Below are 23,180 nucleotides of genomic sequence, written 5' to 3'. Positions count from 1 at the left end.
CTGCCTGCCGCCTGGCTGCTTGCGGCGCTGCTGCTTGCGCCCGGCATCGCCGCGGCGCAAGCCGTGCGCGATGCCGCGCCGCTGCAGTTCCAGGACGCCGCCGAGGAACGCCGATTCAACGGGCTGGTGTCGGAACTGCGCTGCGTGATGTGCCAGAACCAGTCGCTGGCCGATTCCAACGCCCAGATCGCCCACGACCTGCGCCGCGAGGTCTTCGACCTGATGCGCAGCGGCCGCAGCGACGACGAGATCCGCAGCTTCCTGGTCGAGCGCTACGGCGAGTTCGTGCTGTACCGCCCGCGCTTCAGCGGCCACACCGCCCTGCTGTGGCTGGCGCCGGGGCTGCTGCTGGTGGTGGGCGGCCTGGTGGTGGTGCGCATCGTGCGTGCGCGCGGCAAGCGGCCGCTGCCGGTCGAAGAGGAGCAGGAGTGGTGAGCGTGACCTTGCTGTATGTCGTGCTGGTCGTGGCCGCGCTGGCAGTGGCGGCGCTCATTGCCGCGCCGCTGCGGCGTGGCGCGCCACGCCTGTTCGGCGCGATCGTGCTGCTGGTGCCGGTGATGGCCTTTGCGCTGTACCGGATCGTCGGCACGCCAGTGGCGCTCGATGCCGAATCGGCCGCCGTCGCCGCCGATCGCGCCGCGCCGACCATGGAAGAAGCCATCGCCGAACTCGAAGCCGCGCTGCAGCGCGACCCCGCGCAGCCGGAAGGCTGGCGCCTGCTTGCCCGCGCCTACGCCGCGCAGGGCCAACAGGTGAAGGCGCGCGATGCATTCATGAGCGCGCTGGAGCAGATCACGGACGATCCGGACCTGCTGATCGAAGCCGCACAGGCCCGCGCCCAGGCCGCGCCGGGCAACCAGTTCGACGACGAGGCTTTGGCGCAGCTGCGCCGCGCCCTGGCGCTGGATCCCGCCAACCAGCGCGCCCAGTGGTTCATCGGCGTGGTCCAGCGCCAGCGTGGCGAGGACGCGGCGGCCGTCGCCACCTGGGAATCACTGCTGCCCGCGCTCGATGCCGAGACCGCCGCCGCACTGCGCACGCAGATCAACGAGGCGCGCGCGGTGGCGGGGATGCCTGCGCTGCCTGCGGCGACACCGGCAACCGCACCGACGTCGCCCGTCGTGCCCGACGGCGCAACTGCCGCGACCGCGGGCGCGGTGCGCGTCCGTGTCTCGCTCGATCCGGACTTCGCCGCCCGCGTGCGCCTGCGCGGCGACGCGACCGTTTTCGTCATCGCCCGCGCCGCCGGCGGCCCGCCGATGCCGGTCGCGGTCGAGCGCCACAGCCTGCAGGATCTGCCGCTCGACATCGTGCTCGACGACGCCGACAGCCTGATGCCCACCTCCAAGCTGTCTTCGCTGACCGAGATCGAACTCGTCGCCCGCATCTCCGCCACCGGCAGCGCCAACCGCGCCGAAGGCGACCTCGAATCGGCAGCGGTGATCGTGAAGCTGCCCGCGGACGCGCCTGTCGAACTGGTGATCGGCGCGCCGGCCCGCTGAGTTCGGGCCGCGCATCGCCCCTGCTTGGCCGCCGCGGGCCACCCAACTGCTCCGCCCTCGGTCAAAGCGCGATCCCGTTAGAATTCCCGGATGACCGAGTTCATCCCCCCCGCCACACGTTGGATCGACCTGCCCTCGACGTTCCCGATGAAGCGCGGCGGCGCGCTGCACGGTGCGCGCGTCGCCTATGAAACCTGGGGCACGCTCAACGAGGGGCGCGACAACACGATCCTGATCGTCACCGGCCTCTCGCCGGATGCGCACGCCGCCTCCAGCGAACTCGATCCCGCGCCGGGCTGGTGGGAAGCCATGCTTGGCCCGGGCAAGCCGATCGACACGGACCGCTGGTTCGTGGTCTGCGTCAACTCGCTGGGCAGCTGCAAGGGCTCGACCGGGCCGGCGTCGGTGGATCCCGCGACCGGAGCGTTGTATCGCCTGTCATTTCCCGACGTGTCGATCGAGGACATCGCCGATGGCGCGGCACACGTGGTGCGCGCCCTGCGCATCGAGCAGTTGGCCTGCGTGATCGGCAACTCCATGGGCGGGATGACTGCGCTTGCGTTCCTGCAGCGGCATCCGGGCCTTGCCCGCACGCATATCAACGTGTCCGGCAGTGCGCGCGCGCTTCCGTTCTCGATCGCGGCGCGCTCGCTGCAGCGCGAGGCGATCCGCCTCGATCCGAACTGGAACAACGGCGAGTACGACGAGGCGACCTACCCCGAGTCGGGCATGCGCATCGCGCGCAAGCTGGGCGTGATCACCTACCGCTCGGCGCTGGAATGGGACGGGCGCTTCGGCCGCGTGCGGCTCGATTCGGAGCAGGTCGACGACGACCCCTTCGGCCTGGAATTCCAGGTCGAGAGCTATCTCGAAGGCCACGCGCGCCGCTTCGTGCGCCGCTACGACCCCAACAGCTACCTCTACCTCAGTCGCTGCATGGACTGGTTCGACCTGGCCGAATACGCGGGCGGCGACGTGATGGCCGCGCTGGCCGGGCTCCGCGTCGAGCGCGCCCTGGCGATCGGTGCACGCACCGACATCCTGTTCCCGGTCGAGCAGCAGGAGGAGATCGCCGACGGCCTCGCCCGCGGCGGCGTGGATGCGCACTTCGTGGGGCTGGAATCGCCGCAGGGCCACGATGCCTTCCTGGTCGACATGGGCCGCTTCGGGCCGGCGGTGGGCGGCTTCCTGCAGGCACTCTGAGGCGCTGCGGCCCGGTCCCGGGCCCACCTTGAATTGTTTCAGCCGGTACGGTCTAGAATGCGGCCATGGCTTCCGACGCCCCGACCGGCATCCCCTTCCAGGGTCGAGACCGCTTTGTTGCGGCCGTCGACGCGTCGGTGCGCAGCGGCGACAAGCACGCGGTGACCGCGCGCCTGCGCAGCGTCCTGTGCGAACTGATCCGCGACCCCGCCGTGCGCCTGCCCGACTGCGTGCACGACAGGCTCGACGACCACTACGCCCGCCGCGAGCTCTACCGCAGCTCCGACCTCGGCTACAGCGTGATCGCCATGACATGGGGCCCCGGCCAGGGCACGCCGATTCACGACCACTGCGGTTTGTGGTGCGTGGAAGGCGTCTGGCATGGCGAACTGGAGATCACCCAGTACGAGTTGCTCGAGACCGACGGCGAACGCTGCCGCTTCCGCGCCGCCAGCGGCATGCATGCCGGCCCGGGCAGCGCCGGCAGCCTGATCCCGCCGCACGAGTACCACACCATCCACAACGCCAGCGACGACGCAGTGGCGGTGTCGGTGCACATCTACCAGGGCCAGATGGATCACTGCTGCCGGTTCGATCCCGAGCAGGCCGAGTGGTACCGGCGCGTGCCGGCGACGCTGTCGGTCGACCGCGCGGCGTAACCGCGCTGCGCTACCCTTCGGCGGCCACGTTGCCCAAGGACACCGCCCGATGCTGCCCGACTTCCTGCTTGCCAGCCTGCACCACCTGCTGTTCTTCGGCCTGATCGTCATGCTCGCCGTGCAGTCGGCGCTGCTGTCGCGCCCCATCGACGCTGCCGTGATGAAGCGGCTGGCCGGCATCGATCGTGGTTACGGCCTCACCGCGGTCCTGCTGCTGTTTGCCGGCGGCGCACGCCTGTTCTTCGGGGTCAAGGGCAGCGCCTATTACCTGCACAACCCCTGGTTCCATGCCAAGCTCGGCGTGTTCGTGCTGGTCGCCGCGCTCTCGCTGTGGCCCACTCTCGCCTTCCTGCGCTGGCGCCTCCAGCTGCGCGCAGACGCCGCCTGGTTGCCCGCCCCGGCGCAGGTCGCGCACCTGCGCACCATCGTCCGCATCGAGTTCGCGCTGATCGCCGTGATCCTGGTCCTCGCCGCCGGCATGGCCCGCCACGGCGGACTGTCGTTCTGACGCGGGACCGGCCGGCTGATTCGCTATACTGCGCCCCCGCGCCGGAGTGGCGGAATCGGTAGACGCAGCGGACTCAAAATCCGCCGCCTTTAAAAGCGTGTGGGTTCGAGTCCCACCTCCGGCACCAGGTAAAAGAAGGGGTTAGGCTTCGCGGCCTAGCCCCTTCGTTTTCCTGCAATAGATTTGGCCCGTAGTTGGCCCGTAAGCTGCGCTATGCGGTGTTACTAATCGCGCCGGTGGTTCACGTTGTCGCCGCACGCATAGCAACGCCGGTAAAAGCGCCGCCCCGGCTGGCGTATCCCGTTCGTGCCCCAGCGGGCCGCCGCAACGCGGGCAATCGAACCCTTGGTCGCGCTGCCACTGTACTAGCCTGTCCGTGGGCGCAGCCACCAGCCACAACGTGGCTGCCAGCGCCAGCACGGGCAGCCAGCGCCCGACCACCACCACGAACCCGGCCAGCAGCAGGCTTGCCTGCCACTACGAAAGCACGGCCACCAACACCACGGCCATCAGCAGTGCGAACATGACGGGGTCGCAGGCCCGAACCGCTATCCAGTGCCATCGATCCATAAACTCCTCTCCGGCGAAACTGCTTCGCACGATATTCTAGGTGGGTGGTCGCAAGGGATGAGACGCCGCTAGCCCAAGCTAGGCGCGCTAGTATCAGCTAAACAACCAACTACAGGATGTAGCTTTATGAGTGCTTACTGGAACGAGCGATTCAGTTCTTGGGCTCAGCCGCCCAGCGCGACTGAGGCACAAAAAATACAAAATTCTATTAATGCGGTTCAGGCGGCCCTCCGCGCAGACAATACGCTTTCCCAGCGAACAAAGGTTTTTGTCCAAGGCTCTTATAGGAACAGGGTCAATGTACGCCAGGAAAGCGACGTAGACATTGGAGTTCTTTACACGGGCAATCTGTTTGGACCCGTCTACCCACCCGGAATGTCTGGCTCAGACTTCAACGTTATCGACGTCTCATATGGGTACTCACATTTCAAGAACGACCTAGAGTCTGCGCTCGTCAGCCATTTCGGAAGAAGCGCGGTCTTGCGAGGCGACAAGGCATTCGACGTGCATGAGAACACTTATCGGGTGGATGCAGACGTAGTGCCGCTGATGGAACACAGACGGTTTTACGATAATGGAACATACATCTGCGGAACAGAACTCAGGCCCGACTCCGGCGGAAGAATTTTTAACTGGCCTGAGAAGCTATATTCCACTCCCGAATGGCCGGAGCAGCACTACGAGAACGGAAACGCAAAGAACAACCAAACTCGGCGCGCGTATCGCGCTGTAGTTAGGGTCGTCAAGAAGTTGCGCCACATTATGAACGAGGGCAACGTTGCTGAAGCAGACCCCATAAAAGGGTTCCTGATTGAATGCATGGTCTGGAACGTTCCTAATGAACATTTCGCACACGAAACGTGGTTTGAAGATGTGAGGTCGGTGCTCAACTACCTTTCTTCGAATACTTACTCCATGAGTGCCTGTGAAGACTGGACAGAGGTCAGCGGATACAAATGGCTTTTCAGAGGAGACGATGCGAAGCGAGCGGAAGCGGAATCGTTCGTAGATGCGGCACGCCGATATATCGGGGTGGCCTGAATGTTTACTCGCCTCCAAATCACCGCAGCGCTTGGGATCGCAACTGCAGCATGGGCGACAGTCCTACTGATACGAGACACCCCAATGACTTGGGACCACCTGGCGCCATTTTCCAGTGTTGTAGCGGTTCTCGCTGCCGTAGCTATAGCGATGGAGCACTTTCTATGGCGTGTTCGTTCGCTCCAAGGAATTCTGTTTGATCGGCCCGACATTCGAGGCACATGGAAAGTCACTATTCAGTCGAGCTGGATCAACCCCGAAACAAATCAAGGAATTCCGCCTATCGCCGCCTATGCTGCTATCACGCAAACCGCGTCTAAACTTGAAATCCACCTACTTACACCAGAATCCGAGTCCTGCCTATTGGCTCACTCGATCAAGCCCAGCACATGCGCATCGCGCTTTGAAATCGCAATCGCCTATGCCAACACACCGAGCGTCTCATTGCGCGGAGTACGAAGCGAAAGGCATGTAGGTGCAGCAGTGATCTCCACCCACGGATCCAAGAAATACAAACCAACCGCCCTAGAGGCCGACTATTGGACGGACCGCAAGACCGTTGGTCACATGGAATTTACGGAGCGAACGGATGAAAGATTCTCACGATTCGTCGATGCAAGAACCTACTTCGATACAAAGGTGAAGCCATGAACATAGGTATCGATATCGAATCATTCGACCGTCAACTGCCATTCCTTATCGCGGACTCCAGCACGATCCAGCAAGGCATGGTCATCGATGCGCCCGGCGGTGCGAAGCTGCAATTTCAAGGCGGGCTGATTCGCAAAGCAGTTGATATCCCCCAGGTAAGCCAATACATTCTGCAACTCGCGGTAGATATCGACGTCGGCCTGTTCTCTGCATGGCTATGCGACAAACTCAAGTCGCGCAGTGTCGAGCGCGTAATCATCAATCGGGTTGAAATTACTGAGATTACCGAGGAGTCAATCCGGCGCGTTATCACTGAACAGATCGAAGAACGGCGTTAACGCGCTCACTCCGCCCGTACCGCGTCCACAAGCTCCGGGCGGGACAGGCTGAACAAGGGGGATGTGGGGGTCAGGTTAACTTCCTCCGAGGGGCAAGCCGTCCGATCCAACGGGATGGCGGTGGGCCGATCCCATCTCCTCTACGGGGCGAAGGGGCCGTTCCAGATGTGCCCGAACAGATCTGATGTTGGCCTAAGGTTCTCGCCTCGACTGGGCAAGGGGTACTCGTGCGAACCGTGACGATCCTGATCCTGGTCTGCGGGTCCTATGGCGCCTTCCAGTTGTGGCCCGACGCGGACGCTCTGGCGGGCGTGGCCACCAGCGCCAACGGTTTTGTGCCGGTCGAGATGCCCGACGGCGCCGCGCGCGGCTCGGTTCTGGTGCTCGCGCCGCGTAACTGTCCGTCGGAGCAGGCTCAACGCACCGAGACCCTCATCCGGGAACTGGCGCGGGCGGGGATCCCGGTCGTCAGGGGCGACGCGTTCTCGTTTGACCTGGCGGAGCCGACGCCCGATCAGATGGCCGGCATCGACAGGGCCGTGGACGTGTTCAAGCGCGGTGCGCCTGCGGTCTTTGTCAATGGCATGGCGATGTCCAATCCCAGCGCCGCACAAACGGTTGCGGAGTACAGGGCGACGTCGGGCATGCGCTCGGCCGATTGATCCTCGAGGAAAGGTGCCATGACGTTCCGGGCCAACGGGGTTCGTAGGCGTCTGCCGCGTGGGGAGGTTCGGCGGACGCTGGATCATCGGCAACGCGCCGGGAAACCCCAGCGGGTCAGGGGTCACGACCGCAGCGGGGCGCGCCGCAAGCCTGTCTGGTCCGAAGGCGGACGATTGCGGCTCGTGCGCAACTGATTACTGGTCGCGCGCAAGCGTTTTTTGCTTGCGCGCAACGTGGCGTCGCTTGCGATCGGGCGGCAGGCGTGTCGCCCTCGACCGAATTCCCCCCGCGCGCAAGCCAATTTCGCTTGCGCGCGACCGCCAAACGCTTGCGCGCAAGCCGGTTTCGCTTGCGTGCGACCGGAAACGGCTTGCACGCAACCCGGATTCGCTTGCGCTCGACCGGAAGCGGCTTGCGCGCACCCCGGTTTCGCTTGCGCGCGACCGGAAACGGCTTGCGCGCACCCCGGATTCGCTTGCGCGCGACCGGAAACGGCTTGCGCGCAACTCGCATTCGCTTGCGGCCGGCGCTCCGTGGCTTGCGCCCGGTGCGAAACCTCAGGGCCGCCCCGCCGCGGTGCACGAACGGGCCTGTCACGGCACCGACGCAGCACCGTACTTGCTGGCCAGCCCTGGACAGGCGGCGCATCATCCCCCCATGAGCATCCTCGACACCCTCAAGTGGCTCGCGCGCGACCTGTCGAAGGTGCAGGACGTGATCGTGCCCGAGCATGGCGAGCGCAAGGCCAAGCGCTATACCTCGACGCCGGACCAGCTGGTGGGCGTGGAGGTGCTGCCGGAGTACGAGTTCATCCTGGAGGCGCTGCGGGCCGGCTGCCCTGCCCTGTTCGTGACCGGCAAGGCCGGGACGGGCAAGTCGACGCTGATCCACTGGCTGCGCAGCCAGCTCGACTCCTGTGCGGTGGTGGCGCCCACGGCGGTCGCGGCCGCGGCGGTCCAGGGCGACACCATCCACTCGTTCTTCGGCCTGCCGCCGCGGTTGATCGATCCGGAAGAGAAGCATCCGGTGAGCGCGAAGGTGCGACTGGTGCTGGAGAACGTGAAGTGCCTGATCGTCGACGAGGTGTCGATGGTGTTGCCGAACATGGTCGACACCATGAGCAACATCCTGCGCAGCGCCCGCGGCAACGACCAGCCCTTCGGTGGGGTGCCGGTGATCTTCGTCGGCGACTTGCTGCAGCTGCCGCCGGTGGTGGGGACGCCCGAGGAGGTCGTGTACTTCTCGCACCGCTACCAGACGCGCTATTTCTTCTCGGCCGACATCTTCCGCGAGCAGCCGATCGTGCCGATGGTGCTGGCCAAGGTGCGGCGCCAGGCGGACGGGGAATTCATCGAGGCGCTCAACCGCATCCGCCTGAACGACGATTGCCGCGATGCGGTCGCGCTGTTCAACCGCACCTGCTATCGCGACCGCGCGGCCGATGCGCCGGTCGGCACGTATCTGGTGCCGACCAACCAGAGCGCGCGCAGCATCAACATGCGCGAGCTGGACCAGTTGGCAGGCGAGGTGCAGCTGTACGAGGCGCGCGTGGGCGGCACGGTGGCGGCCAACAAGTGGAAGCTGCCGGTGCCCGACAGGCTGGAGCTGAAGGTCGGCGCCAAGGTGATCTTCCTGAAGAACCGCAAGCCCGAATGGATCAACGGCGATCTGGCGACCGTGGTTGGGATGGAAGACGACCACATCCGCGTGCGCAAGGACGAGACCGACAATGTGTTGCTGGTCGGGCGCGAGACCTGGCACAAGTACAAGTATTCCTACGACTACCAGACGCGGCGGGTGGAGGCGGAGGTGGTGGGCAGCTTCGAGCAGTTTCCGCTGGCGCTGGGCTGGGCGATGACGATCCACAAATCGCAGGGGCTGAGCCTGGACGCGCTGACCCTCAACCTGGGCGATGGCGGCGCGTTCGCCGAGGGCCAGACCTATGTGGCGCTGTCGCGGGCGCGGACGCTGGAGGGGATCACCCTGGCGCGGCCGATTTCGATGCGTGACGTGCGCACCGATCCGGTGGTGGTGGCGTTCTATCGGGAGCTGGGGATCGATCGGTAGTTGCGGAGGTGCGGTCGTTGCCGCTGTACGCATTGCCGGAATCACGGCGTGCTAACGTCCGCGGCGGTAGTGAAACGCGTCGCGCATCGAGGATGTGCGCCCTGCCCAGCAAGGAGCTCTCGCATGCGCCTGTCCTGGTTGCTTCCCGCGAGTCTCGCCTTCGCCTTGGCCGGCTGCGATGACGTGATCGTCGACACCACGTCGCGAAAGGACCAGACAGCCGAGGCGGCGCCTCGGCAGACCGCCGTTGCCGTGACTCTGCCAGTGGCCGTCGTACGCGCCAGCTCCAGCACGGCGGAAACCGCCAGCCCTGCTCCGGTGCGCACGCCCGCAGCGACCGCGCCAGCTGCCGTCACCCGCGTTACCGGCGGCAACGGCCCGCGGCGACGCATCGTCGAACCCGATCCGCCATTCCGCAGCACGCCGGTCGCCAGCTTCAACGAGCCCTGGGCGATGACCTTCCTGCCCGACGGTCGCCTGCTGGTCACCGAGAAGGGTGGCGCGCTGCGGCTGCTGAACCCGGCCACCGGCCAGGCCGGAACGATCAGCGGCGTGCCGGCCGTCGCCTATGGCGGACAGGGCGGACTGGGCGACGTGATCCTGCATCCGCAGCATGCGGGCAACCGCCGCATCTACCTGAGCTACATCGAGCGCAGCGGCAGCGTCTACGGTGCGGTGGTGGTGCGCGCGCGGCTGACTCTAGACGGCACAGGCGGCGGCCACCTGGACAGCATCGAGCGCATCTGGGAGCAGGCGCCGAAGGTGAGTGGCCAGGGCCACTTCAGCCACCGCCTGGCCTTCGACGCGGCCGGCAAGCTGTGGATCACCTCGGGCGACCGGCAGAAGTTCGATCCGGCCCAGGACATGTCGACCAACCTGGGCAAGATCATCCGGCTCAACGACGACGGCACGATCCCCGCCGACAATCCCTTCGCCAGCCAGGGCGGCGTGGCCGCGCAGGTCTGGTCGCTCGGCCATCGCAATCCGCTGGGCATCAGCTTCGATGCCGAGGGCCGGCTGTGGTCGCACGAGATGGGGCCGGAGGGCGGCGACGAACTCAACCTGGTCCTGCGCGGGCTCAACTACGGCTGGCCGCTTGTTTCCAACGGCAGCCACTACGGCGGCGCGCCGATTCCCGACCACGACACCCGGCCCGACCTCGAGGCGCCGAAGACCTGGTGGACGCCGGTGATCGCGCCGGCCGGCATGGTCATCTACTCGGGCAGCCTGTTCCCCACGTTCCGCGGCGATGCCTTCATCGGCGGGCTGGCGTCGCAGGCGCTGGTGCGGGTGCGCTTCAACGGCACCAACGCGGCCGAGTACCGGCGCTATCCGATGGGCCGGCGCATCCGCGAGATCGAACAGGGCCCCGACGGGGCGATCTGGCTGCTGGAGGATGGCGGTGGCGGGCGCCTGCTGAAGCTCACCCCGCCCGGCTGACGCTGGCACAACGGCCCACGGCAGACCTGCCATCTGTCGATCGCATGGCGGGTGGATCGTCGTAGGCGACACCTCCGGATGCCTGCATCGATGAAGCCGATCCTCTACGCACACCCCTTTTCGTCCTATTGCCAGAAGGTGCTGGTCGCCCTGTACGAGAACGACACGCCGTTCGAGTACCGCCATCTCGAAGAGGGCGGGCACATGGAGGAGCTGGCGGCGCATTGGCCGATGAAGCGATTTCCGGTCCTGGTCGATGGCGGGCGCACGGTGATCGAGGCCAGCACGATCATCGAACACCTGCAGCTGCATCACCCGGGCCAATGCCAGCTGATCCCGGCCGATCCGGAGACAGCGCTCGAGGTCCGGATGCTGGACCGGTTCTTCGACAACTACGTGTCCACGCCGCAGCAGAAGTGCGTATTCGACGCGCTGCGGCCGGAAGGTTCGCGTGACCCGTACGGCGTCGCCGATGCCAAGGCGATGCTCGAGACAGCCTATGCCTGGCTGGAAGTGCATATGGCCGGACGCACGTGGGCGGCCGGGGACCAATTCAGCCTGGCCGATTGCGGGGCAGCGCCGTTCCTGTTCTACGCCCAATGGACGCACGCCATCCCGGAAGCACTCACGCAGGTCCACGCGTACCGGCGACGCCTGCTGGCGCGGCCCTCGTTCGCGCGGGCGGTGGACGAGGCGCGGCCGTACCGGAGCTATTTTCCGCTGGGTCGCATCGAGGATTGAACGCCGCCTAGCGGCAGATGCGCGCGCGTCCGCGATCGAAATGGAAATGGTCGGCGTGGGCGGCGTTGTAGTCGGGGCCGAGCACGGCATCGAACCAGTTGCAGGCGCCGTCGCGCACATCGCGCAGGAATGCGGCTTCGGGGGTGAGCTCGGCTGGTGCGTCGCCCTCGCCCGGCGCCGTGTCCCAGTCGCCCAGCACACGGATCCGGCGGCTGTCCTCCAGCACGAAGCCGCCGATGTCGAAGGCGTCCGCGGTCGCGTGCTGGCTGCGCCGGCCGCCTTCGCGGCCGTACAGGTTGCGGCAGCTGTAGGAGCCGAAGTGCTCGATCCGCGCGACCGGGCTGCCGAGATGGCGCTGCGCGGCCTGCTGTAGCGCGTGCTGTTCCCACATCGCCAGCGACAGCGCCGTGCGACAGCTCAACGCGAACGGCTCGCCCACCGCCACGCTGGTGCGGGAGATGCGGACGGCGTTGTCGAAGCCGCAGCCTTCGCCGGTGTTGCGATCCTCAAGGGGCGATGTGGCCAGTTGCGCCTGCGCAAGCGCGTCACTGCAGGCGGCACGATCGGCCGAGGCGCGGTCGAGCTTGAAGCGCGTCAGCATGTTGGGCGGATCATCGATGCGCAGCGGCGCCCATGGATTCCAGCGATCGGGAAAGGGTAGCGCGCCGGACCACAGGGCCCAGCCGGCGAAGGCGAGAAGCAACAGGAACAGCAGCCCGCCGAGCGGACGGCGTCGGGGTTTTTCATCCATTGCATGCATCGTGGCGGCGTGGCACCCAAGCCTGCGTGACGGCGTGGACAGGCATGTCACGCAACTGAACCGCGGCGCCGGCAGTCGCGTATTTTCACCGCGGTTTTGCGCCGTGCCTCCCAGCATGCGCCCTACATGTCACCGACGGAGATTTCGATGAAAGCATTCCACGGTATTGCGATCGCGACGCTCGCCCTGGCGGCCATGCCTTTGGCGCAAGCCCAGACCTACGGACCCCAGGACGAAGGCCGCCGCTTCAATGACGGCAGCCGCGTGGTGTGCGAGGAGGTCGAGGTGCGTCGCGCGGACAGGGATCCCAACAAGATCGCCGGTACGGCGGCGGGAGCGGTGATTGGCGGCGTGCTGGGCAGCCAGATAGGCAGCGGCCGCGGACGCGACCTGGCCACGGTCGGCGGCGCAATCGCCGGTGGTGCGGTTGGTCGGAACGTGCAGGAGAACCGGCAGGAGCAGCGCGGCGACCGAGTGACGGAAGAGCGGTGCGAGCGCGTGTGGCGTTGAGCGCCCAGTGGTCGAAATCTGTCCGGTTCAGGCGATAGACGCTTGAGCGCTACGGTGTCTTTTCGATCGCAGGGAGAAATCTGCTGTCGGACCCGGAGAAGCAGATTTCTCCCTGCGGTCGAAATGACAGGGAGCTGCGATCGAAATGACAGGGAGCTGCGAGCGAAATGACAGGGATCTGTGGTCGAAATGACAGGGAACTGCGCTCTTCAGCCCTGCTCTTTCCACGCCCGCAGGATCGCCGCTTCCTGCTGCCGGCCTGGTCCCGCTTCAAGCTTGGCCTGCCGGTCCGTCGGCAGGCCGCGAAACCATTCGAGCAGGTCAGCCACCGTCGTTGCCAACGGCCGGAACGTCAGTCCGGCTGCGATCGCGCGCGCATTGCCCACCGAGCCATAGCCGCCGTACTGCGCATGATCGCGTGATACCCAGATCGGGAAGCCCGCCTCCTGCGACTCGAGGAACGCTGCCGGCACGTGCGTGAATGTTGCCGGTCCGCCGGTGACGGCGTGGCAGCCGTGCACCATCGCATCCATGCCCATGACGTAGTCCGGCCCGCAGGCATTGAAGGTGCCGGTAGTGCCGTCCTCCGCCAGGCGGATCATCCATTCGCCCAGGTCGCGACCGTCGATGATCTGCACCGGATCGAGGCCGTCGCCAGGCACCAGTATTTCGCCGCCCTGCGCGATGCGGTGCGGCCAGTAGGTGAAGCGGTCGGTCGCGTCGCGCGGGCCGACGATGTAGCCCGGGCGCACGATGGTCACGCGTGGGCCGAATTGGCGGCGTGCTTCGGCCTCGCTCAGCGCCTTGAGCGGGCCATAGAGGTTGGCCATGTCGGCGAGCAGCGTCCCGCGCGTTTCGGCCATGGCGTCGCGGCCCTGGTACTGCGCCAGCGGCGCATCCTCGGTGATCCCCGGCTTCGAGCCGTCGGCATAGACCGAAATGGTGGACACGAACAGGTAGTGGCCAACGCGCCCCTTGAGCGCCTGGCCCGCGTCGCGCACCCAGAACGGCAGCGTGGTGGGGTTGTCGATGCACACGTCCCACTCGCGGCCTTCCAGCGCCTTGAGGTCGCCCGTGTTGCGATCACCGTGCAGTTGTTCCACCTCGCCCGGCCACGCCGGCGACGGGCTCCTGCCCCGGTTGAACAGGGTGACCCGATGGCCCCGCGCAAGCGCGTACTGGACCTGGAACGGCCCGGTGAAGCCGGTGCCGCCGAGGATCAATATCCGCAGCGGCTTCGCAGCGCGCGCGATGGGGGCCGTGGACGTGGTCGAGCCGATCGACGGCAGCGCGGTGGCGGCGGCGGCAAGCGCGCCGAGCTTGAACAGGGTGCGGCGGGTGGTGTGCATGGCCGGGTTCCACGGGAAGGTGCCGCCGTTCTACCACCGGCAGGCCCCGCGCCGCCCATGGCGGAAGTCGGAGCCGGCCGATTCGCCAGACGCGGCAAACCTGCGCCGGATCCAATGTCGCCCGCTGCGGCTCCCGAGCGGCAGCTGACTCGCCCCATCGTGCGTCCTGCCGCCAGCCCTGGCGATCAGACGGCCGCAGTCACCACGATCTCGACCTTCCACTCTGGCCGGGCCAGCTTGGCTTCCAAGGTTGCGCGCGAGGGTGCGTTGCCCGGCAGCACCCATTCGTCCCAGGCGCGGTTCATGCCGGCGAAGTCGGCGATGTCGGCCAGGTAGATCTGCGCGCGCAGGATCCGCTGCTTGTGGCTGCCAACCTGCGCGAGCAGGGCATCGATCGCCGCCAGCACTTCGCGGGTCTGGGTTTCGATGTCCGCGCCGTCGGTCTCGGGCACCTGGCCGGCGAGATAGACCACGCCGTTGTGGATGCTGGCTTCCGACATGCGCGGGCCGGCGTCGATGCGCTGGATCATGGTGCGGTTCCATCGGGGAAAGGAGCGCCACGATATGCCACCGCCCTTCCGTCGGAAAGCGCCCGGTGCCGCCAATGACGAAGGGGCAGGCCCAAGCCTGCCCCTTCAATGTGCGTCACCAGATGCGGACGCGGTCTTCCGGTGCGATCCACAGCGGATCGCCCTGCTTCACGTCGAAGGCCTCATACCAGGCATCGATGTTGCGCAGCGGCGCAAACGCGCGGATATGCCCCGGCGAGTGCGTGCCGTTGACCAGCTGCTGGCGCAGCGCATCATCGCGCCACAGCGTGCGCCACACCTGCGCCCAGCCCAGGAACAGGCGCTGCTCGCCGGTGAAACCGTCGATCACCGGCGCCGGCTTGCCGTCGAGCGAGCGCCGGTAGGCCTCCAGCGCGATGGTCAGGCCGCCGAGGTCGCCGATGTTCTCGCCCATCGCAACCTTGCTGTTGATGTGCATGCCCGGCAGCTGCGGGAACTCGTAGGCCTCGTACTGCGCGCCCAGCTTCGCCGCCTGCGCCTCGAACTTGGCCGCGTCCTCGGCCGTCCACCAGTCGCGCAGCAGGCCGGCGCCGTCGGACTTGCGGCCCTGGTCGTCGAAGCCGTGGATGATCTCGTGGCCGATCACGCCGCCGATGGCGCCGTAGTTCACCGCCGGATCCGCATCGGGGTCGAAGAACGGCGGCTGCAGGATGCCGGCCGGGAACACGATCTCGTTCTTCACCGAGTTGTAGTAGGCGTTCACCGTCTGCGGGGTCATGCCCCACTCGGCCTTGTCCACCTTCTGGCCAAGGCGTGCGCGGCGGTAGTCCCACTCGAAGCTGCGCGCGCGCAGCGCATTGCCCAGCACGTCGCCGTCGCGCACTTCCAGCGCGCTGTAGTCGCGCCACTCGTCCGGATGGCCGATCTTCAGCCCGAAGCCGGCCAGTTTGGCGCGCGCCTCGGCCTTGGTGTCGGGCGACATCCAGTCCAGCGCATCAAGCCGGGCGCCCATCGCAAGCTTCACGTTGGCGACCAGGTCGTCCATCTTGGCCTTGGCGTCAGGCGGGAAATACAGGGCCACGTAGTCGCGGCCGATCGCCTCGCCCATCGCGCTCTCGACGAAGGACACGCCGCGCTTCCAGCGCTCGCGCTGCTCCGGCTGGCCGGACATGAACTTCTCGCGGAACTCGTAGTGCGCGTTGACGAAGCGAGCCGGCAGCAGCGGCGCCATCGAATCGACCAGCTCGGCCGCCTGCCAGGCCTTGAGGGTGTCGAGGTCGGTTTCGGCGAAGGCCTTGGCCATCTCCGGGATGGCGCTGTCCTGGCGCACGACGGCGAGTTCGGCCTGGCCGACGCCCGACGCCTCGAAGAACGTCGCCCAGGGGAAGCCCGGCGCCTTGCTGGCGAACTCCTTCAGCGGCAGCGGGTTGTAGGTCTTGTCGCGCTCGCGGCTCTGCGCGCGGGTCCAGTGCGCTTCGGCGATCCGGGTTTCGAACGCCAGCACCTTTTCGGCCGCTGTCTTGGAGTCTTCCCATCCAGCAAGTTCAAGGAGTTGCGCGACATAGCTCAGGTAACGCTCGCGCTGCGGAGCGAAGTTGTCGCGCAGGTACATCTCGCGGTCGCCCAGGCCCAGGCCCGACTGCGACAGGTACAGCGTGTAGCGGTCCGGGTTGCGCTGGTCGTCGGAGACCATCAGCCGGTACAGGCCGCCGCCGAAGCCGCGCGAAACGCTGGCGCGCACCAGTGCGTCCTTGTCCGGGGCCTCGCGCAGCTGCGCGATCAGGGGCTGCAGCGGCGCGTCGCCGCGCGCCTCGATCGCGGCCTCGTCCAGGAAGTCCTGGTAGAGCGTGGCGATCTTGCCCGCGTCGTCGCCGCTGGCGGGATCGGCCTTCGGGTAGCTTTCAAGCAGTCGCCGCACGCGCGCCTCGGACAGGTCGCGCAGCACGCGGAAATTGCCGTAGCTCGACTGGTCCGACGGAATCTGCGTGGTCTTGGCCCACTGCCCGCTGGCGTAGGCGAAGAAGTCCTCGCCCGGGGACACATTGGGGTCCATGCCGGCGGTGTCGACGCCCCAGCTGCCATAGCGCTGCGCCTCGATGGCGCCCTGGTCCGCCGCTCCGCCACCGGCGTCGACTGCGACCAGCGACTGCAGCGTGCAGGCCTCGTCGAGGCAACCGTGGCTCTCGTGCGCGGCCAGCTGGGCCGACATGGCCAGGGCCAGCAGCGTCGCTGCAGACAGGATGTTCTTCTTCAAGATCGATCTCCAATACTCTGAAAAATATAGGAAGGCGATCTACAGTCGCGCTGCCCGGCCGCCAGCATAGCGGCCTGCGCGCAGCCTGGCCCGGGCCGAATGGCATGGGTCGGGCGGCAAGCTCGGGAGGCCGATGCCGCGGCCGTTAGCCGGATTTGACCCAGGCCATACGGCGATCCGGGCAATGTGACTGTCGATGACGGAATACACCAACACGCAACGCAACCGTAGCCGCAAGCTGCGGTTTATCCGGCGCATCCACGGCATGCGCATGCTGGGGACGGCCCTGTGCGCCCTGCCGATCGGCTCGGTGCTGGCCGAGCGCGAAGCGCCGTTGGCCGTGTGGATCCTGGTGGGCATCAATGCCCTGCTCTGGCCGCAGATCGCCTACTGGATCAGCATCCGCGCGCGTAATCCGGTCGCCGCGCAGTTCCGCTGCCTGAGCCTGGATTCGGCCTTCTCCGGCATGTGGATCGCCTTCATGGCGGTCAGCGTCGCGCCGACGGCGCTGTTCGTGACCATGGCGACGGCGGACAAGATCGCGGCTGGCGGATGGCGGCTGCTGGGACGTTCGACGGTCGCGCTGGCCTGCGGCTTCCTGCTCACCTGGACCCTGCTCGGGTTTCCTTTCCAGCCGCTGACCTCGCAGCGCACGCTGCTGCTGACCATCCCGTTCCTGTTCGTCTACACCGTGGTGCTGAGCATGGTCACGCACCGCCTTGGCAGCCGCATCGCCGAACAGAAGCGCGAGCTGCAGCGTCTGAACCGCACCGACCCGACCATGCAGCTGCCCAACCGGCCGCACCTGGAGGAGGTGGCGGCCACCGAGCTTGAGCGCTTCCACCGGTTGGGGCGGCCCGCGACGCTGCTGCTCGACGTTGATCGCTTCAAGACGATCAACGACCGCTACGGGCACGGCATGGGCGACGTGGTGCTCAAGCGCATCGCCGCCATCCTGCGGCAGAGCGTGCGGGGCACCGACCTGCCCGCCCGCTACGGCGGCGACGAGTTCGCGGTGTTGCTGGTCGACACGGATACCGCGAAGGCCGGCCAGGTGGCCGAGCGCATCCGCAGCGAGGCGGAGCGGCAGGTGTTCGACGCCGAGCCCGGCCTGCGCTGTTCCCTGAGCATCGGTGTGGCCGCCGCGACCGCGCAAGACGCCAGCCTCGACAGCTGGGTGCGAGCCGCCGACGCCGCGCTGTACCGGGCCAAGGCCGCGGGCCGCAACCGGGTGGTCACGGCCTAGGGCAATGCTGAAAAAGTCCGGTTTGTCATTCCGAACGCAGTGAGGAATCTCGGGAAATCAACAGCATAGATTTCTCGCTACGCTCGAAATGACAGTTTTTCAGCGTTGCCCTAGCTACTCAGCGCGCGCCGACGGCGACGCGACCTCGAACTCCACCAGCACCGGGAAGTGGTCCGACACGTGGCGGCCGTCGACCGGTTCGGCCAGGGTGCTTGCGCTCCGCGCCTGCAGGCCGCCCGACAGCACCCAGTCGATACGCGCCCCGGGCGTGCCGCTGAAGCCATGGAAGGTGCCGGCAGGCCCCTCGCGCTGCGGCGCCTGTTCCCAAGCATCGTGCAGTGCGGCGGTGAGCCGGCGATGCACCGCGCTGCCGGGCGTGTCGTTGAAGTCGCCTGCCAGGATGATCGGCCCATCCACGTGCGCGATGCGCTCCAGGATCAGCTCCGCCGCGCGCAAGCGGGCCTGGTTGTCCTCCGGCCGGTACGGCAGATGGGTATTGAACAGGTGGAAGCGCAGCCCGTCCGCCCGCCGTTCGAACAGGCCCCAGCTCACCATCCGCGGATAGAGGTGGCCCCAGCTGATGCTGCCGGGCAGCTGCGGCGTGTCCGACAGCCAGAAGTGCCCCGACTCGAGCAGGCGCAGGACGTCGGGCCGGTAGAACACGCCCATGTGTTCGTCCCCGTCGCCACCGCGGCGCCCGCGGCCGAACCAGGCGTACTGCGGCAGGCGCGTGGACAGGTCGTCGGCCTGCACGCGCATCAGCTCCTGGGTGGCGATCACGTCGGGGGCGGTGGCGTCGATCAGCCGCGCCATCGCATCGCGCCGTAGTGGCCAGTGGTTGACGCCGTCGGATTCCAGCGGCAGGCGCACGTTGAGGGTCATCACGCGCAAGGTGGGCGCGCTGGTCTCGACCGAGCGGCAGGCGGCGAGTGCCATCAACAGGCAGGCGATGAGCATGCCGGTGATCGCGGTTCCCGGGTGGGAACGCCGGGACGCATCAGGCCGCATCGGCATCGGCCGCTGCCTCGACGCCGCGCCGGCGCAGCTGCCACGAAGCCAGCAGCACGGCAGGCAATCCGGCCACTGCGCCCGGCCACACGCCCCAGACCAGCGCCGCCGCCAGGCCGAAATACAGCGCGATGCCGCCGACGACGATCCGCCCCATCGCATCGACCGCAGGCACCTCGCGATCGCGGCTGAGCTCGAAGCGCAGCACCGCCGCGATCACCGGCGCCACCATCAGCAGGCACAGCGCGATCCAGCAGGCGCGGCCCAGCCAGAAACCTGGTTCGCCCGGCAGCCCGGCGTCGATCGGCAGGCCGAGCCGTTCGCCCAGCCACGCAGCCGGCAGTTCGGCCAGCTTGTGCCACAGGTACAGCGGCATGCCGAGCGCGCCGAGCACCGCGATCGCCCGCGCCGGGACGCGTCCGGCCAGCAGGCGCCTGGCCAGCGGCTCGAACAGCAGCACTGCGCCGACCTGCAGCCACATCACGCCGATCAGCGCGAGCGTCGGCGGCAGCATGTTGTTGCCGGCCAGCGCCACGCCCACCATCGCCACGGGATAGCCGCTGGCCATTGCCAGCAGCAGCCAGGCCGCGCCCAGCAGCACGAACGCCGCGCCCGCACCCACGCCGCGGAAGCGGCCGCGCTTCCAGGCGATGCCCAACTGCTGCGGGATCAGCCATACCAGCAGCATGTTCAGCCAGGCGATGCCGGCAGGCCGCTCCGAAACGCGCGCGCCAATGCTGAGCAGCGCGTCGAGCGATGTCACACCCGCCCGCGCCGCGTCGAGCGCGGCGGCGGCGACCACCAGCGCGAGCACCGCAGCAAGGCCGAAGCGCGCATCCAGCTTCAGGCACCAGGGCAGCAGCGCCTGCACCGTGAGCAGCATCAGCAGGAACCACAGGTGGATGGTCAGCGACTGGTCGAACACGCCCAGCAGGCGCCCGCCCGACAGCAGCGCAACCAGCGCCAGCGCGACCAGCACCGCAAGGTAGGTGACCGTTGGCCGCGCCAGCGACAGCGCGCGCGCCGCCCACCAGGTGCCCTGCCCGTTGTCTGCCATCCGCCGTGCGACGCCGTCGGCGCTGACCGCGGCGGAGACAAACACGAACAGCGGTACCACCTGCACCAGCCAGGTAAGCATGCCGGCCGCATCCCATGTGGCCAGCAGATGGTCGGTCCCGATCAGGCGCCCATCGACCATGCGCGGCAGCGTGGCCACCCAGTGTCCGAACACCACGACCAGCAGTGCGCCGGCCCGCAGGGCATCGGGATAGGGATCACGCTGCGGCGTGGACATCGGCGCTCCGGCGCGGGGACGGAGCATGGTAGCCCGGCCTGCGGCCTAGAGCGTCTGCGTTACATCCGCGCCGCGGGCGGCCAGGAACTCGGCGGCGCGGCTGCGCTGTTCGCTGCTCAAGGCGTGCACCACGACCGTGGTACGGCCCTGCTCCATCGCATCGTGGGTAGCGTGGATATAGCGGTCGTGGTCGGGCCGCAGCGACACCAGCCCGCCGAGCAGCAGCCCTGCGGTGCTGCCGAAGAACAGCAGCGCCAGGATCGCCGCCACCGGCGACTGCACGATGAAGGGCACGCCGCCCCAGTACAGCAATCCGAAAGCAACGAGCCCCAGCACTGCGCCCCAGATGCCGAGCCACATGTGTGCGCGGAGGATCGTATGCCAGATGCCGCCACCCTCGGGTTCGAGCTGGATGTCCACGTCAGTGGAGTCGGCGCCGATCACCTTGACTTGCGGCAGAGCCAGGTCGAGTTCCCTGCACAGCGCTGCCGCAGCTTCGCGCGCGGCACGCTGGCTGTCGAATACCGCGGCCAGCTTGCTGTTGGAGACCTCTCCGGTCAGGGGGATGTCGGACATCGCGCTAGCTCCTTGCTGCCTGTGCGCAGGCTCGCAAATGCGGTGTCGCTCCGACGTGACGCGTGCAAGTATTCGATAGTGCGTGACGCCGTATATCGACCTGGCATCCCCACCAGTTCGACATGGCGGCAGCCTGTCTCATTCGATCGAAGCCGGCTGTCGTTGTCGCGCAACGCAACAGCCTGCCGCGACGCGTCGCGGCAGACCGTGGTCTGGGCCTGCAGGCGCTCCTGCACGATGCCGTGGGAGCGCCCGTGCTGCGACGGACTCTACTGGACGGCGCCCGCAGGCCAGGCGGTGGAATGTGCGCCAGGCAGCGCGTCGCCGGTCCAGCCCAATACCTTGCGCGCTTCGGCGGGGACGGCGGCGGGATTCAGGCCTTCGGGCTGGCGCGACAGTTCGAAGCGGCCCAGGTCGACGCTGCGGAACAGCGAGCCGTGCGGCGACACCAGCGCGACCCCGTTCGCCTCCACGCCCGCCGCTTTCTGGAACGCAGCCAGATTGTCGTAGCGCGCCAGGCAGTCCTTGCCACGTACAGGGCTCCAGGTCACGAGGGGTTCGTCGCTGGGACCGCGCACATAGGCGTTGCCATCGACCCGGGTCGACATCGGCCGGGTCAGGGTGCCGCACATCGCGGCGGGCTGGTCGAAATGCAGCAGCGGCTTGGTGAAGCCGTCCCCGCCAACCAGCAGGTTGCCTTCGAACACATGGCCCTCGCGCTCGTCCACGTCCGGTCCGGTCGCAGGATGCCAGGCGAAATGGTCGGCCGTGGCGCTGCGCTCGTTGCGGTCGAACATCACCGGCGAGTTGTAGAAGGTGTTGTGGTAGACGCGTGCATCGGCGCTGTTGAGGATGCGGATGCCCTGCTCGTTGTTTGCGAACACGTTGCCGGCCACCACCACGCCCCTGGAGATCTCGAAGAAGAAGCCGATCCCCGTGCCTTCGACGTGGTTGTTGGCGAACACGCCTTCCTCGTTGCCCACGTCATACCAGACGCCGTTCGAATGCGGATGCTCGATCACCAGGTTGTCGCGCACCGTGACGCGGTGGGACTGGTTGAATATCTTCACCGCCGCCGGGTAGTAGCCACTGAGTTGCTCGATGTTGTTGCGGCGGACGATGTTGCGCTCCAGCAGCACGTCCGACGAGCCGATCACGTAGATGCCCTCGGTGCCGGTGTCGCTGATCAGCGAGTTGCGGATGGTCAGGCCATCGCCGCGGAAATAGCCGGCCACGCGCGAGGTGAAGCTGATGGTGACGTTGTCGAGGGTGGTGCCCACCACTTCCTTGCCGTGCTGCGACGGGTCGGAGATCCCGACCGGATCATCGGTCGGCTCGTCGTTGGGGCCGGTGGATGGCTTCTTGCCTTCGATGTCGATGGCGCGGAAGGCGTACTGGGTGAAGGTCAGGCCGCGGATGGTCGGACCCTTGCGGTCGGAGTCCTTGCCGTGCACCGGACGCGAGGGCCGATGCAGGGCGATGTCGTGGGCGGTGATCTCGATTTCGTGCTCGGCCGGATCGACGCCAACGTAGACGTAGCCGTGTTCGTAATCGATGTAGTAGCCCGCGTCGCCAAGATCGCCGGCCCAGCCCTGCGAGAGCAGCGGCTTGCCGTCGACGAACACCATGTCGTTGTTGAAGCGGTGCAGCGGCGTGCGCATGCCCTCGCGCTCGATGCGCCACCACGCCAGAGGCTGGGCCGGAAACAGCCGGTCCCACTTCGTGCGCCACACGTTGTCGCGCAGCTCCTCCCACTCGGTGGCGACCCGCGTGCCCTTCAGCACCGGGCGCTCGCCAAGGTAGGGCTGCATGGTGATGCCCTGGTTGAGCTGCAGGCCGCCGGTGCGGTAGGTGCCGCCCCGCAGGACGATGGTGTCGCCGGTGACCACCCGCGCCATTGCCGCTTCGATGGTCGTCGGCTTCTGCAGCGAGGTCCCCGGGGAAGACGCGTCGCCGTCTGGCGCGACATGGTGGATAGTGCCTGCCGTGGGCACCGCGTAGGACTGCGGGATCGGGCCATACGGCCCGCCGGAAGGCTGCGCCGCGGCCGACAGCGGCAGCAGCAGCGCCACGACGGGCACGAACACCGAGAACATGCGAATCGAGAGTGCGCGGAACAGATGACGTGAACGCGCCGGCGGCGCATTGACGGAAAGCGGCATGTGGTTCCTCCCAGAGACAGCCGGACGGCTTGGAACATGCGGCAGGTCCGCCTGCATGTTAGCGCTACCAGAAGGTACCACCCCGAAGCGCTACTGGCGACACATGGACGCAGGATGCGGTTGGTTTCC

22 protein-coding genes and 1 tRNA gene are annotated in these 23,180 nt (G+C 67.3%); 15 read left to right on the top strand and 8 right to left on the bottom strand.

What is annotated here, in order from left to right:
- From ACW5DW_RS08020 to ACW5DW_RS07960, 13 genes are all read left to right on the top strand, one after another.
- The gene (locus ACW5DW_RS08020; RefSeq protein ID WP_457018433.1) at positions 1 to 435 is read left to right on the top strand and encodes a cytochrome c-type biogenesis protein; all 435 of its coding nucleotides are present in this window, start codon (positions 1 to 3) and stop codon (positions 433 to 435) included.
- On the top strand, positions 432 to 1,502 hold the full coding sequence (locus tag ACW5DW_RS08015) for a tetratricopeptide repeat protein (RefSeq protein ID WP_457018235.1): 1,071 nt from the start codon (positions 432 to 434) through the stop codon (positions 1,500 to 1,502). Before ACW5DW_RS08020 ends, ACW5DW_RS08015 begins: the two co-directional genes overlap by 4 nt.
- 90 nt (positions 1,503 to 1,592) lie before the next feature.
- Positions 1,593 to 2,705 carry a homoserine O-acetyltransferase MetX gene (metX, locus tag ACW5DW_RS08010; protein ID WP_457018234.1) on the top strand — a complete coding sequence of 371 codons (1,113 nt, stop codon included), beginning with the start codon at positions 1,593 to 1,595 and terminating at the stop codon, positions 2,703 to 2,705.
- A gap of 65 nt (positions 2,706 to 2,770) precedes the next feature.
- Complete coding sequence (locus ACW5DW_RS08005; RefSeq protein WP_457018233.1) at positions 2,771 to 3,364, top strand: cysteine dioxygenase; 594 nt, start codon at positions 2,771 to 2,773, stop codon at positions 3,362 to 3,364.
- A gap of 49 nt (positions 3,365 to 3,413) precedes the next feature.
- A complete protein-coding gene (locus ACW5DW_RS08000) occupies positions 3,414 to 3,872 on the top strand; it encodes a DUF2214 family protein (protein WP_457018232.1) in 459 nt (152 codons plus the stop codon).
- 40 nt (positions 3,873 to 3,912) lie between these two features.
- A tRNA-Leu gene (locus tag ACW5DW_RS07995) sits at positions 3,913 to 3,999 on the top strand.
- A 569-nt stretch (positions 4,000 to 4,568) separates the two neighbouring features.
- Positions 4,569 to 5,483 carry a nucleotidyltransferase domain-containing protein gene (locus tag ACW5DW_RS07990; RefSeq protein WP_457018231.1) on the top strand — a complete coding sequence of 305 codons (915 nt, stop codon included), beginning with the start codon at positions 4,569 to 4,571 and terminating at the stop codon, positions 5,481 to 5,483.
- 84 nt (positions 5,484 to 5,567) lie between these two features.
- On the top strand, positions 5,568 to 6,134 hold the full coding sequence (locus ACW5DW_RS07985; protein WP_457018230.1) for a Cap15 family cyclic dinucleotide receptor domain-containing protein: 567 nt from the start codon (positions 5,568 to 5,570) through the stop codon (positions 6,132 to 6,134).
- Positions 6,131 to 6,472 (top strand): hypothetical protein, encoded by a 342-nt coding sequence (locus ACW5DW_RS07980; protein ID WP_457018229.1) that lies wholly within the window; start codon positions 6,131 to 6,133, stop codon positions 6,470 to 6,472. The genes ACW5DW_RS07985 and ACW5DW_RS07980 overlap by 4 nt, the downstream gene beginning before the upstream one ends.
- A gap of 236 nt (positions 6,473 to 6,708) precedes the next feature.
- The gene (locus ACW5DW_RS07975) at positions 6,709 to 7,134 is read left to right on the top strand and encodes a hypothetical protein (protein WP_457018228.1); all 426 of its coding nucleotides are present in this window, start codon (positions 6,709 to 6,711) and stop codon (positions 7,132 to 7,134) included.
- Between the two features lie 658 nt (positions 7,135 to 7,792).
- Complete coding sequence (locus ACW5DW_RS07970; RefSeq protein ID WP_457018227.1) at positions 7,793 to 9,202, top strand: ATP-dependent DNA helicase; 1,410 nt, start codon at positions 7,793 to 7,795, stop codon at positions 9,200 to 9,202.
- A gap of 252 nt (positions 9,203 to 9,454) precedes the next feature.
- Complete coding sequence (locus ACW5DW_RS07965; RefSeq protein WP_457018432.1) at positions 9,455 to 10,642, top strand: PQQ-dependent sugar dehydrogenase; 1,188 nt, start codon at positions 9,455 to 9,457, stop codon at positions 10,640 to 10,642.
- Positions 10,643 to 10,732: 90 nt separating this feature from the next.
- The gene (locus tag ACW5DW_RS07960; protein WP_457018226.1) at positions 10,733 to 11,383 is read left to right on the top strand and encodes a glutathione S-transferase family protein; all 651 of its coding nucleotides are present in this window, start codon (positions 10,733 to 10,735) and stop codon (positions 11,381 to 11,383) included.
- Between the two features lie 7 nt (positions 11,384 to 11,390).
- Here ACW5DW_RS07960 and ACW5DW_RS07955 read toward each other — a convergent pair whose 3' ends face one another.
- The gene (locus tag ACW5DW_RS07955; protein ID WP_457018225.1) at positions 11,391 to 12,134 is read right to left on the bottom strand and encodes an extensin-like domain-containing protein; all 744 of its coding nucleotides are present in this window, start codon (positions 12,132 to 12,134) and stop codon (positions 11,391 to 11,393) included.
- A gap of 156 nt (positions 12,135 to 12,290) precedes the next feature.
- Here ACW5DW_RS07955 and ACW5DW_RS07950 point away from each other — a divergent pair, with 156 nt between their 5' ends.
- Positions 12,291 to 12,653, top strand: coding sequence for a glycine zipper 2TM domain-containing protein (locus ACW5DW_RS07950; RefSeq protein ID WP_457018224.1), 363 nt, complete (start codon positions 12,291 to 12,293; stop codon positions 12,651 to 12,653).
- A 209-nt stretch (positions 12,654 to 12,862) separates the two neighbouring features.
- Here the strand turns inward: ACW5DW_RS07950 and ACW5DW_RS07945 are convergent, their stop codons facing one another.
- The 3 genes from ACW5DW_RS07945 to ACW5DW_RS07935 all read right to left on the bottom strand — a co-directional run bounded on the left by ACW5DW_RS07945 (position 12,863) and on the right by ACW5DW_RS07935 (position 16,765).
- Positions 12,863 to 14,002 carry an NAD-dependent epimerase/dehydratase family protein gene (locus ACW5DW_RS07945; RefSeq protein ID WP_457018223.1) on the bottom strand — a complete coding sequence of 380 codons (1,140 nt, stop codon included), beginning with the start codon at positions 14,000 to 14,002 and terminating at the stop codon, positions 12,863 to 12,865.
- A gap of 185 nt (positions 14,003 to 14,187) precedes the next feature.
- Complete coding sequence (locus ACW5DW_RS07940) at positions 14,188 to 14,532, bottom strand: RidA family protein (RefSeq protein ID WP_457018222.1); 345 nt, start codon at positions 14,530 to 14,532, stop codon at positions 14,188 to 14,190.
- A gap of 115 nt (positions 14,533 to 14,647) precedes the next feature.
- Positions 14,648 to 16,765, bottom strand: a complete 2,118-nt coding sequence (locus ACW5DW_RS07935; protein WP_457018221.1) for a M13 family metallopeptidase — start codon at positions 16,763 to 16,765, stop codon at positions 14,648 to 14,650.
- 196 nt (positions 16,766 to 16,961) lie between these two features.
- Here ACW5DW_RS07935 and ACW5DW_RS07930 point away from each other — a divergent pair, with 196 nt between their 5' ends.
- Positions 16,962 to 18,011: a diguanylate cyclase gene (locus ACW5DW_RS07930; RefSeq protein ID WP_457018220.1), complete on the top strand. Its 1,050-nt coding sequence runs from the start codon at positions 16,962 to 16,964 to the stop codon at positions 18,009 to 18,011.
- Between the two features lie 114 nt (positions 18,012 to 18,125).
- Here the strand turns inward: ACW5DW_RS07930 and ACW5DW_RS07925 are convergent, their stop codons facing one another.
- The 4 genes from ACW5DW_RS07925 to ACW5DW_RS07910 form a co-directional block, all read right to left on the bottom strand.
- A complete protein-coding gene (locus ACW5DW_RS07925; RefSeq protein WP_457018219.1) occupies positions 18,126 to 18,968 on the bottom strand; it encodes an endonuclease/exonuclease/phosphatase family protein in 843 nt (280 codons plus the stop codon).
- Positions 18,969 to 19,008: 40 nt separating this feature from the next.
- Positions 19,009 to 20,313: an acyltransferase family protein gene (locus tag ACW5DW_RS07920; RefSeq protein ID WP_457018218.1), complete on the bottom strand. Its 1,305-nt coding sequence runs from the start codon at positions 20,311 to 20,313 to the stop codon at positions 19,009 to 19,011.
- A gap of 45 nt (positions 20,314 to 20,358) precedes the next feature.
- Positions 20,359 to 20,889: a hypothetical protein gene (locus ACW5DW_RS07915; RefSeq protein WP_457018217.1), complete on the bottom strand. Its 531-nt coding sequence runs from the start codon at positions 20,887 to 20,889 to the stop codon at positions 20,359 to 20,361.
- A 269-nt stretch (positions 20,890 to 21,158) separates the two neighbouring features.
- The gene (locus ACW5DW_RS07910; protein ID WP_457018216.1) at positions 21,159 to 23,051 is read right to left on the bottom strand and encodes a right-handed parallel beta-helix repeat-containing protein; all 1,893 of its coding nucleotides are present in this window, start codon (positions 23,049 to 23,051) and stop codon (positions 21,159 to 21,161) included.
- Positions 23,052 to 23,180 lie beyond the last annotated feature (129 nt).

This window comes from Luteimonas sp. A482 (assembly GCF_054072655.1).
The sequence above is the reverse complement of the archived record's forward strand: the minus strand, read 5'-3'. Positions and strand labels throughout refer to the sequence as shown.